Here is an 11,967-nt window from a genome sequence, read left to right as displayed (position 1 = left end):
CTCTTTTTTTGTTTTAAGAAAAGACAATTATTTCTTTATCGCATTCAACACAGCATAAGCCGCCTTAATACGTTCTTCATTTGGAATACGTTTATTGGTTAACATGACTAAGCCAATATTTTCTTTAGGAATGAACACGACATATGTTCCGAAACCATTGGTTGAGCCAGTTTTGTGGAACATCTTAACTGAAGGTTCTTTTGAAATAGCAGTCACTTTATTAGGCTTCATCACAATTTGTTCTGAATTACTGTCTAATAAAGTTTGTAAAGGCGCTGGATAAGAAAATTCTTCCCAACCTAATGCTTGATACATGGTGCCGACTTGATAGAAACCTTTGTGAGTTTCATTAATTGCGCTTTGAATATCTGCTGGATATTTCTGTGGGTTCAGGTTGGCATGAATAAAACTTAGCATATCTGGTAGCGTCGATTTAACCCCATATGCTGGAGCATCGAGTGGACCGGGGTTAACGCGAATCGGCTGATTTTCTGGGTTGTAGCCAAATGCATAGTTTTGTATTTGGGTTTTAGGCACATTGACATAGCTATGTTTTAAGCCAAGGTCTGGAAAAATTGTCTTTTCTAAGAACTGACTAAAAGGCTGATTCATCGAAAGGCCTACAATTTTTCCAAATAGGCCAATACTTGGATTTGAATATTGTCTATATTCACCAATTGGATTTTTAGGTTTCCAATCTTTGAAAAAAGTTAAAACTTGTTGAGCTGTTTGTACTTCATCTGGAAACTGTAGCGCAAGGTTACCACTGGTATAAGTGGCAAGTTGAAGTAGGTTAACTTGGTCAATTGGCGTATTTTTGAGTTCTTTCCAGTATTTACTTGGTGTGTCTTCAAAAGAGATTTTTCCTTTATTTTTGGCATAGGCACCTGCGGTTGCAGTAAATAATTTACTGACAGAACCTAGCTCAAAAATAGTATTGCTGTTTACGGCTTTTTTATCTTGAATGGACTGCAAACCATAATACATTTCATATTTTTTATTATTTTGAATAACACCTACCGCCATACCCGGCACATTATATTTTTCTAATAAGGGTTTAAAGTTTTGATCTACCAGTTGTTTAATTTCTTGATCTTTAGAGGTGTTACCTGCATAAATTGAGGTATTAAAAACAAAAAGAGAGGGTAAAAGTAAGCAAGAAATTTTTTTAAATCGCATGATTAACTCATAAATTATTTAAAATAAAGATGCGTACTTTTATAACAAAAATCACCTAATTTAATTGTTATGTTTTATAGAGTTGGGTTGAACTTTATAAAGCTAGCCTATAAAAAAAGCCCAACATGGTTGGGCTTTTTTGTGCATTAACAACCAGATTAGTAGCTTTCTGGTACAGCACTTAAGAATTCACGGCGTGCTTCTTTATCGGTTTTAAAATCTCCGACAAATGAAACTGTACGGGTGGTAGATTCCTGTTTACCTACACCACGCATCATCATACACATATGTGCTGAATCGATGACTACAGCAACGCCACGAGCGCCAGTCACTTCAGCAACAGCTTCAGCGATTTGCTGAGTTAAGTTTTCCTGAATTTGCAAACGGCGAGCAAACATCTCGGTAATACGTGCAAATTTAGATAAGCCAAGAACTTTGCCTTCTGGTAAATAGGCAACATGAACACGGCCATAGAATGGGAGAAGATGGTGTTCGCAGAGCGAATAAAATTCAATATTCTTCACCAATACCATTTCATGGTTATCTGATGGGAAAACAGCATTATTGGTGACTTCTTCTAAAGTTTTACTATAGCCAGAAGTTAAATATGAAAAAGCTTTAGCCGCACGCACAGGCGTATCTTTAAGGCCGGGACGATCAAGATCTTCACCGACGGCAGTCAGAATATTTGCGTACGATTGCTGCATAGACATAAGAATGTTCACTTACACTGGTTGAACAAAACGGCATTCTACCAGAAAACTATCAAAAGACTGAATTCTGTAGAAAAAGCCGATTATTGTTTGTACTTGGGATTTTTTTCTGCTCGTTTAAGCAGAACGAGAACAGCGCCGGTGCCACCTTGATTTTCAGGTGCACTTACAAATGCCAAAACATCGCGATGTTGGCGTAGCCATCCGTTTACATAGGTTTTTAAAACAGCTTCAGGGCCTTTACCATGCACAATTTTAATGACATTTTGATTTTCATCTTTTGCCATCTGGATGATTTGTAAAACTGCTTCACGTGCTTGTTCAATGGTACAGCCGTGTAAATCCACTGCTTCAAACCAGCGCATTTTACCAGCTTTTAAGTCTTCAAAAACTTTATGCTGAAGAGTGGCTATGCGATAACTTAAAGCTGCTTGGCTTGCAACTGGATTTAATGCTGCTTGAGTATCTGATAACTCGGCATGTTCAGTATCACGTCCGCCTTCAGCGGCTGCGCGTTTTGCTAGTGTTTGTGCATCGACTTTTTTAGCACGAGGTGGTTTTACATCAGCCACATTACTATTGTTGATGCGTTTAACACCTGCAACAGCCTGTTGAAACAGGTGTGTATCTTCCAATTCTTCAGTCTCAACCTGGGATTTTTTAGTCTCAGGCTGATTTGCGATTTTGCTTGAATGAGGATTGGAGATTTGCTTTTTAAATTGCTTCAATAACTTTTGTTGCTCTTTAGAAAGCGATGAATCTTTATTACTCATATATCTTCATTAAACCGTTTGAGGTTGTCCAAAAAGAGCAGTAAAAGCTTGATCTGGACGTGGTTGTTTCATAAAACTCTCGCCAACCAAGAAGCTGTGAATATCATGTTCTTGCATCATATGCACATCATCTGGTGTCGCAATACCGCTTTCAGTAATTAATAAACGTGAGGCCGGAAGTAACTTTTTCAATCGGATAGATGTATTTAAATCTACATCAAACGTTTTTAAATTACGGTTATTCACACCTAATAAACATTGTTCAGAAAGCTTTAATGCACGTTCCATTTCTTCTTCGTCGTGAACTTCAACCAATACATCAAGTTGATGTTCAAACGCAGTTTTTGACATTTCTTCGAGTTGTTGGTCAGACAAACAAGCAACAATTAATAAAATGCAGTCCGCATGCAAAGCACGGGCTTCAACTACATTATATGGATCGATCAGAAAGTCTTTACGTAAAGCAGGTAGGGCACAATGATTGCGAGCAATCGCAATATTTTCATCTGCACCCTGAAAGAAATCAACATCGGTCAATACCGATAAACATGCTGCTCCAGCTTGTTCATATTGCTGGGCAATTTCGGCAGGATTAAAGTCTGCGCGAATAACTCCTTTTGATGGAGATGCTTTTTTAATTTCAGCAATCACACCTGGACGTTTATGTTTTAAAGCATTTGCAAAGCCACGCACTGGAGTCGCAGCTTTTGCTAATTCTTCAACGTCTTGCAAATTACGTTGTTTTAAACGTGCAGCAAGTTCCTCATGTTTACGGTCAACAATTTTACCTAAAATGGTATTTTGAATATTAATCATGAGAAGTCCTTAATCTGCCTGAGATTGTTTTAATGTTTTGGTAAATTCAGCCAAAACACTCATTTTTTCTAATGCTTGCCCGCCGTAAATAATATCTTGCGCGAATGTAACAGCCTGAGCATAAGTCTTGGTAATGCCTGCTACATAAATACCTGCGCCTGCATTAAGCGCAATCATGTTTGCAGCTTTTTCACCAATATCTGATTTATTTTTGCTTAAAGCATCTTTAATGAGCTTTAGACTTGCTGATGCATCGGTAACCACTAAACCATTTAAAGTTTGTGACTCAATTCCGACATCTTCAGGATTAAGTGTCCACTCAGTAACTTCGCCATCTTTGAGTTCGGCAACAGTGGTAGGCGCTGCAAGGCTAATTTCATCAAGACCATCTCTTGAATGAACAACCATGACATGTTCGGCACCAAGTTGTTTCATTACCTCTGCAATTGGGCGACATAGTTCATCTGAAAACACACCAATGACAAAGCGTTTTACCCCAGCTGGGTTGGTTAGTGGGCCGAGTAAATTAAAAATACTACGAATACCAAGTTCACGACGTGGGCCAGCAGCGTATTTCATGGCTTTGTGGTGGTTTGGTGCAAACAAGAAACCCACACCCATTTCACGGATGCAGCGTTCGGTTTGTTGCATATCTAAATCAAGGTGAATACCCGCTTGCTCAAGTAGGTCTGATGAACCCGATTTACTTGAAACGCCGCGGTTGCCATGTTTTGCAATGGTCGCACCTGCTGTTGCAATCACAAAGCTAGACGCTGTAGACACATTAAATAAATTTTGTCCATCACCGCCAGTTCCCACAATATCAACTAAATGTTTGATATCACTCACATCAATTTTAATCGCAAATTCACGCATGACACGTGCGGCTGCCGTCATTTCGTCAATGCTTTCACCTTTCATGCGTAGGCCCATCATTAAAGCACCAATTTGTGCTTCGGTTGCCTCACCTTGCATGATGCTGCGCATAATTTCTTCCATTTGAGGCTGAGTCAAATGAATGTTCTTGGTAATGTGGTTGAGCGCCTGTTGGATATTCATAGTCATGATTTACAGCATTAATGATTAAAATTTTTAGGTGAAGTTGATCAAGAGTAGGAGGTTCGGCCTATTGCGTTCCATGTTTCACTAGCTACGGGGAGCTATGTTAGCAGAAAATAACCAAAGATTTTTGCTGTTCGATAAGAGAATTAGAAATTTTGCTCAGTGAAGATTTTGAGTCTATTCATAAACAAAATTTATTTATGGAAAAAGGTTTTAGTTTGTTGTGAGTTTTTATGATAAATAATTAACCATTTGGTATATATTAAACATAAATATATCTAGAAAAAATGTGTATAAATCAACCAAATAAAAGTGGATATAGTAGGGCGATCTTTATTTTGTCTACTAATAAATATGTATTTAAATAACTTGAAATATCTAGGGACGTTAAAAAATAAGCGCTCATTTATTTTTGTATTTGTTGCACTGTTTCATCCATTAGAAAGTTATGCGCAAGAAGCTGTAGAGCAACCACAAAACCAAGCTAAACCAGATAAAGTAGTTCGTGTTGCTGTGACAGGATCTCGGATTTCAAAAGCACAAAAAGATGGCCCGACCAGTGTGACAGTGATAACCGCTGCTGATATTGAAAAACAAGGTTTTAGTAATGCATTTGATGCACTCAATAACCTGACGCAGAACACGGGTTTTGTACAAGGCGCCGATTATGGAAATACTTTTACACCTGCGGCTAATGCTATTAGTTTACGGGGCTTGGGACCGAATCATACTTTAACTTTGATTAATGGACATCGGGTTGCAGACTATCCTGTACCGTACGATGGGTCTGTCAATTTCGTGAATTTAGCCAATATTCCCACTGCCATTATTGACCGTATTGAAATATTAAATGGTGGTGCCTCTGCAATTTATGGTTCAGATGCAATTGCAGGCGTGGTGAATATTATTCTGAAAAAGAAAACAGACGGCACACAATTTAATATCAAGGCAGGCGGAACCAAAGAAGGCGGTGAAAATTTACGTTTACAACTAAGTGGTAGTAAAACTTTAGACAAGCTTAGTCTCGTTTATGGGGTTGAACTCAGCGGCCGTGAACCGATATGGGCAGCCGATCGAGATTTTATGTCGAGCCGAACGCGTTTAGGAGAAAAACCGGACACTATTGTGGGTCGTAAAAATGCTGATACTGGTAAATATCTTTCAATTGGTGGGTGTCAGGCCTTTAATGGTTTATTTAACGGATCAGTCAATAATATTGGACAAGCAGGTTCAGACAATTGTGCGAGTGGTTTAGCACGACCGACTTATTGGACGGTTCAGACCCAAAACCGCAGCCAAAATGGTTATCTCGGTTTAGATTATGAGTTAAATGATAAAACCCAATTATTTGCCGATTTTTTAATTGGCGCCAACCAAATTGAAAATAATACCCGTGGGCCGACATGGACTTCTTTAGCTGCATCAAGTGGTTATTTCCTAAATCAAGATTCGGGAAATTATGAAATTTGGAATCGCCGTTTTGCGCCTGAAGAATTAGGCGGGGTAGAACGCGTAAATAAAAAGTGGAAAGAACTTTCTTCTAACTTAAATTTTGGAATTCGAGGCGATATTGGAGAGACGAGCTGGAGTTATGAAGCAGCCTATAATGGTTCCATCTACACCAGTCAGCTACGCCGCCAAGGCTTATTACGCTCGAATGTTGATGAATATTTCTTAGGTCAGCAACTTGGTACAGATGCAGATGGTATTCCTATTTATTCGCCTCGCTTAGATCGTTTAAGTCGACCACTCACAGCAAGTGAATTTGAAAGTATTTCGGGCACCACAAAAGAAAAAGATAAGTCGTGGGCACAAAGTTTGACCTTAAGCGCGAATGGTGACGTATTTAAGTTACCTGCAGGAACGGCCAAACTTGCGACTGTGGCCGAAATTGGGCGTCAAGGTTTTTCGATTAAGCCAGATGAGGCGATCGAAAATGGTGAATATTATAATTTAAGCTCTAGTGGCGAATATGGCGGTACACGTACCCGCCAAGCACTTGGCGCAGAATTATTCTTACCTTTAGCAAAACCGTTAAATTTAACCCTGTCTGGACGTTATGACCGTTATGCTTTGTCAGATAACAGCATTGATAAGCTAACTTTCGGTTCGGGTCTCGAGTTTAGACCACATCCGACTTTATTGGTACGTGGTAACTACGCGACCAGCTTTCGTGCACCAGATATGAACTATCTGTTTTTAAATAAACAAAAAGGTTATTTTCCAAGTACAACAGATTATTTACGTTGTAGCCAAACGGGACAACCTTTAGATAAATGTACCTTTAAAGATTACTCGCCTGGGGCGAACTACACTTTAACCGGAAACAAAGAGCTGAAACCTGAAGAAGGTAAATCTTATGGTGCAGGCTTTGTATGGTCACCAACCAATAAATTTGATATTAGCGTCGATTACTGGGATATCAAAATTGATAATCTTGTGACCAATTTAAGTGCGGACAAAATTCTACGTTTGGAAGCAGATTGTCGTTTAGGCAACCAAGATATTAACTCTGTGGCCTGTATTGATGCTTTAGCACGTGTAGAGCGTAACCCTGCAAATGCAGTTGTCGATCCAAATGTCATTAAGAATATTAATATCGTTCCGATTAATGCAGCATCAGACCATACCCGCGGGATTGATTTCACTAGTAGATGGCGCTGGAAAACAGACAGTTTTGGTAACTTTCTCTGGACGATCAATTATAGCCGTGTACTAGAACATGAATATCAACAATCAAAAGATGGCGAGAAAGATGACTATTTAAAAGATTTAACTATTCCGGATTGGCGTGACCGTTTTAATACCAGTCTCAGCTGGAGCTTTGGAGATTGGGCATCAACAGTATTAGTTAATCGTTATGGCAAAATTCCAAACGGCGACCAAACTGTTTACTTAAGCCCAACGTATTTAGTGAACTGGAGTGGTACTTATCAAATCTCTCCAAAAGCTTCTGCTTCAATCATTATTAATAACTTGTTTGACAAAGTGAAACGAGATGACACAGGCGGTTGGCCGTATTATCCGGTAGGATCATATTCGCCATTCGGCCGTCAAGGTTGGTTGGAGTTTAACTATAAATTTTAAGAATGATGTATGGATGCAGCGAAGTGGTACAGCATTTGCTGCATCTTTTTATTTAAAACTACAGAGGATAAAACCCCTTATGCTGGTCAAGCCTTCATTTAAAAAAAGATTGCTACTTACAACATTATTATCTTTATCGGCAACTCAAATTTTTGCATCCAATAACAGTGAACAAATCCCGATTGGTAAATTACCCGAGTGGGTTATACCCGAATCTTATGATTTAGATTTCAAGATTGATCCCGCACAAAAAGGCTATACCGGTAAAACCACTATTCATTTAAAGCTGGCTCAAGCTACAGATCACATCTGGATTCATGGTAAATCTTTGACGGTGAAAGATGTGAATATCACATCGGCAGAGGGCGTCAAAACCAAAGCAAAATATGAGCAAGCCTCCGAGGTAGATGGGGTGAGTAAAATTAAATTTGCCAAAACCTTGCCCGCAGGACAGTATCAACTCGTTCTAGATTTTAATGCAGCGTATGACCAGCAACTTGACGGTATTTATAAAATTGAGTTTGAGGGTAAACCTTATGTGATGACTCAAATGGAAGCAATTAGTGCACGCCAGTCATTTCCGTCATTTGATGAGCCACGTTTTAAAACGCCGTTTAATATTCGTTTGACGATTCCAAGCAAATATTCAGGTTTTGCCAATACCCAACAAACATCTGAGCAAGCAGATAAGTCAGGTTGGAAAACACTCAGTTTTGCACAAACTAAACCACTACCCACTTATTTACTTGCGTTGGCTGTCGGACCTTGGCAATTACAAAAAGGGCCTGATATTGGTGCAACTTCATGGCGTAAGCAGCCGATTCAGTTACGTGGTATTGCGCCTGATGCTAAAGCTGAAAAAATGCAGCATGCCTTATCTGAAACGCCAGCCATTTTAAAAACTTTAGAAGATTATTTTGCCTTTGGTTATCCATTTGACAAGCTAGATTTACTGGCAGCACCAGACTTTGCCGCTGGTGCAATGGAAAACCCAGGGCTAATTACTTTTAGAGATTACTTGATGTTGCTAGATAAGGACTCGCCAGTCTCTTTTGTACAGAATTCATTTAATGTCAATGCACATGAGCTGGCGCATCAATGGTTTGGTGATGTCGTCACGATGCCGTGGTGGGATGATTTATGGCTAAATGAATCTTTTGCGACATGGATGCAAAGTAAAATCACTCAAAAATTACATCCCGAATTTAATGCTGACCTAGAACGTATTGCAGATACTGCCGATGCGATGAAAAGTGATAGTTTGGTGAGTGTACGCCGTATTCGCCAGCCTATTTTAAGCAATGCCGATATTCAAACTGCTTTTGATGGTATTACTTACCAAAAAGGTGCTGCTGTTTTAAATATGTTTGAAAGCTATTTAGGTGAAGAAAAATTCAAACAAGGTGTGCGCAATTATATTAATAAGCACCAATATGGTAATGCGACAGCCAATGATTTAATTAGCGCTTTAGCGGAGCAGTCTGGACAAGGTGAGCGTTTTGCCAGAGCGATGAAAAGTTTCCTTGATCAACCAGGTGTACCTTTAATCAATACTTCACTACAGCAAGAAGGCAATAAAGTCTTTTTAAATGTGAAGCAAAGCCGTTATTTACCTGTGGGCTCAAAAGGTGATGCAAGAAGTCTGTGGGGTGTACCATTATGCGTACGTTATGAAGTTCCAAATGCAGCCAGTAAGGTCCAGTGTGAGCTGGTAGACCAAGCAGAAGCAAAGATTGAACTCAAAGGTGCCAGCCTTGGCAGTTGGTATATTCCAAATGCAGATGCGGCAGGATATTACCAATTTAGTTTGCCTCAAAAAGAGTTTACTCATCTGACTGCTGCTACAGAAAAGCTTTCTAATACTGAACAGTTGGCCTACGCCTACGCGATTTCAGCGGCATTTAACCACGGTGATATTAATTTGTTGGCTGTCGTAGATGCTGCGAAGAAATTTGCCAATTCAAATAGCCGACAAATTAGTACAGCGCTGTTTTCCCAATTAAGTACCATTCATCGTCATGTATTGAAAACAGAAGCTGAACGTGAACATTTTAGAAAAGTCTTAGCTAATTTATATTTACCTAAATTAAATCAGTTGGGTTATGTCAGCAAAACAGGTGAATCACCTGAAGACAGTTTATGGCGTAGTGAGTTGGTTAGATTTCTTGCTTTAGATATTCAAGTTCCAGAAGTTCGTACCCAACTGTTAAAACAGTCAGATACTCTATTTGCTCAAAAGCAGCTTAATTTTGCGCAAGTAACACCTGAATTATTGCCAACCATTTTAGCTGTACGTGTACAAGAAAAAGGTCAACCAGCTTTTGACCGATTGTCTGGAGAGTTACAACGCGTGACTCAACCGACACAACGTCTTGCAATTCTTACAGCTTTGGGTTCAGCAAATCAAGAAGCAACGCGCCAACAAGCCCGTCAGTTGATTTTAAACCCACGTGTTAAAGTCGGTGAAGTTCGTACCGTGGTCAACTCAATCAATAATTATGGAGATGAGCAAGGTGGCTTATGGTCTTGGTTTAAAGTAAATCATGACGCCGTGTTTGACCGTTTAGGTAAATCTTCGGCTGGGCGTTTCCCTGCAATGTTTAGTGGGGCAGCATGTACCCAACAACAAGCAGTCCAGTTAAATGACTTTTTTGCGCCACGAATTAAGGAGTTGGTTGGGGTGGAAAGAGGATTGAAACAGACTAAAGAACGTATTCAACTCTGCGGATCTTTAGTGGCAAAACAAGATGGATCAATTGTGCAGCAGTTAAAGTTGTAATTGATTCAGCGATAAAAAAAGCCAACTGATCATAGTTGGCTTTTTTATTCAGGTTCTTATCAAATTACTTTTAAAATAATCTATTTACGGCTGCCTTATGCGTAGATGTCTAAAAAGTTTTTAAAGATTTGATGGCCATGTTGACTCAAAATGGATTCAGGATGGAATTGTACGCCTTCAACAGGAAGTGTCTTATGTTTAACGCCCATAATTTCTTCCATTGAGCCATCTGCTTCATTGGTCCAGCATGTTACTTCAAGGCAGTCAGGTAGTGTTTCTTGATCAATCACCAATGAGTGATAACGAGTTGCCGAGAATGGGCTAGGAAGATTACTGAAAATACCTTTATTGCTGTGGTACATGTCAGATAAACGTCCGTGCATCACCGTTTTGGCTCTTACAATTTTTCCGCCAAAAGCTTGCCCAATACTTTGATGCCCTAAACACACGCCAAGCAAAGGAATTTTTCCGGCAAAGTGATTAATTGCAGGAATTGAAATACCTGCTTCACTTGGAGAGCAAGGGCCAGGACCAATCACAAGATATTTTGGTTGCCATCGTTCAATATCCTCTAATGTGACTTGATCATTGCGAACTACTTTTACTTCCTGATTCAACTCGCCAAAATACTGGACGATGTTGTAGGTAAAAGAGTCGTAATTGTCGATCATTAGAAGCATTTTAGATTCAACTCGCTAATAAATAAGGGGATTCTATTTTGATGTGGTTTTTATACTCAATTTAGTACCCAAGATTGCTAAAGTACTCATGTATAAAATAAAGCCACCATCAATAGATGGCTACTATATCAGAATTTTTATATTCTTCGACTTTATCTTTTACATAGAAGCATACCAAAATAAGTACTTCTAAATTAGATGTTTAGTCATTTAAATATAATAGATGAAATTAAAAGCGGATTTTCAATATGTAAAGCAAGCCTTTGACCTGTCTGGCAAGACTGTAAATATAAATCAAATGCAGAAGTAACACTGGGATCAATTGAAGCTTGCATCGCAAAGATTTGTTTTAGTTGTTCAACATAACACATAAGGAATTGAACAATGCTATCGAAACTATTAAGACTCCGTAAATTACTTTGAAAGTTTTTTAGATACGATAAATCTGGAGGAGTATGTAGACAGCACACTTCAACTGTTCCTGGTTCAACTTTATTAAGGTAAGTATTAGACAGTTGTTTTTCAAGAAATGCGCTAATCGGTATTGAATATAATAAGGAATTCACACCATTAAAAATAGAAAATACAATTGTATTATTATTAATAAAATCTATAGGTAATCCTTCATATAATCTTCTATTTATTTCCTCAGCAATTATATCTATTTGTTTAATCTTTTGTTCTTCAATAGAAATATCAGCGAATCGCTTCATTATTCTGTTTATAAATACAACATCACCTGTTCCCGCAATTGCACCTCTGCACCATAACTGTATTTTATTTTCATTATTATGTGATACGCTTAATTCATTAGTCTCAACATTATAATTCATTGCCCTCTTATCTGCTGCAATCATAATAACATCACCTAAGTGAGC

At 38.7% G+C, this 11,967-nt stretch carries 9 protein-coding genes; 2 read left to right on the top strand and 7 right to left on the bottom strand.

Translation table 11 applies throughout. The features are described from left to right. Positions 1-27: 27 nt before the first annotated feature. The 5 genes from blaADC to trpD all read right to left on the bottom strand — a co-directional run bounded on the left by blaADC (position 28) and on the right by trpD (position 4,540). Positions 28-1,179 carry an ADC family extended-spectrum class C beta-lactamase gene (gene blaADC / locus RMA95_RS01120; protein ID WP_311069352.1) on the bottom strand — a complete coding sequence of 384 codons (1,152 nt, stop codon included), beginning with the start codon at positions 1,177-1,179 and terminating at the stop codon, positions 28-30. Positions 1,180-1,337: 158 nt separating this feature from the next. Continuing rightward, positions 1,338-1,886: a GTP cyclohydrolase I FolE gene (gene folE, locus RMA95_RS01115; RefSeq protein WP_002118643.1), complete on the bottom strand. Its 549-nt coding sequence runs from the start codon at positions 1,884-1,886 to the stop codon at positions 1,338-1,340. Between the two features lie 89 nt (positions 1,887-1,975). Further along, positions 1,976-2,665 carry a Smr/MutS family protein gene (locus RMA95_RS01110; protein ID WP_311069351.1) on the bottom strand — a complete coding sequence of 230 codons (690 nt, stop codon included), beginning with the start codon at positions 2,663-2,665 and terminating at the stop codon, positions 1,976-1,978. Between the two features lie 9 nt (positions 2,666-2,674). Beyond that, positions 2,675-3,481: an indole-3-glycerol phosphate synthase TrpC gene (gene trpC / locus RMA95_RS01105; RefSeq protein WP_311069350.1), complete on the bottom strand. Its 807-nt coding sequence runs from the start codon at positions 3,479-3,481 to the stop codon at positions 2,675-2,677. A 9-nt stretch (positions 3,482-3,490) separates the two neighbouring features. Continuing rightward, the gene (trpD, locus tag RMA95_RS01100; protein WP_311069506.1) at positions 3,491-4,540 is read right to left on the bottom strand and encodes an anthranilate phosphoribosyltransferase; all 1,050 of its coding nucleotides are present in this window, start codon (positions 4,538-4,540) and stop codon (positions 3,491-3,493) included. Positions 4,541-4,897: 357 nt separating this feature from the next. Here trpD and RMA95_RS01095 point away from each other — a divergent pair, with 357 nt between their 5' ends. Both RMA95_RS01095 and RMA95_RS01090 read left to right on the top strand, forming a co-directional pair. Further along, positions 4,898-7,630 (top strand): TonB-dependent receptor, encoded by a 2,733-nt coding sequence (locus RMA95_RS01095; RefSeq protein ID WP_311069349.1) that lies wholly within the window; start codon positions 4,898-4,900, stop codon positions 7,628-7,630. A 13-nt stretch (positions 7,631-7,643) separates the two neighbouring features. Further along, positions 7,644-10,409, top strand: coding sequence for a M1 family metallopeptidase (locus RMA95_RS01090; protein ID WP_311069348.1), 2,766 nt, complete (start codon positions 7,644-7,646; stop codon positions 10,407-10,409). 95 nt (positions 10,410-10,504) lie between these two features. On the opposite strand, the gene RMA95_RS01085 is transcribed toward RMA95_RS01090, so the two are convergent. Next, positions 10,505-11,089: an aminodeoxychorismate/anthranilate synthase component II gene (locus RMA95_RS01085; RefSeq protein WP_000925673.1), complete on the bottom strand. Its 585-nt coding sequence runs from the start codon at positions 11,087-11,089 to the stop codon at positions 10,505-10,507. A 206-nt stretch (positions 11,090-11,295) separates the two neighbouring features. After that, positions 11,296-11,946: a hypothetical protein gene (locus RMA95_RS01080; RefSeq protein WP_311069347.1), complete on the bottom strand. Its 651-nt coding sequence runs from the start codon at positions 11,944-11,946 to the stop codon at positions 11,296-11,298. Between the last annotated feature and the right edge of the window lie 21 nt (positions 11,947-11,967).

Origin of the sequence: Acinetobacter sp. V110_1 (genome assembly GCF_031798975.1) — a bacterium.
GTDB classification, from domain to species: domain Bacteria; phylum Pseudomonadota; class Gammaproteobacteria; order Pseudomonadales; family Moraxellaceae; genus Acinetobacter; species Acinetobacter nosocomialis_A.
Note: the sequence above shows the minus strand (reverse complement) of the source record. Positions and strands in the feature narration are given on the sequence as shown.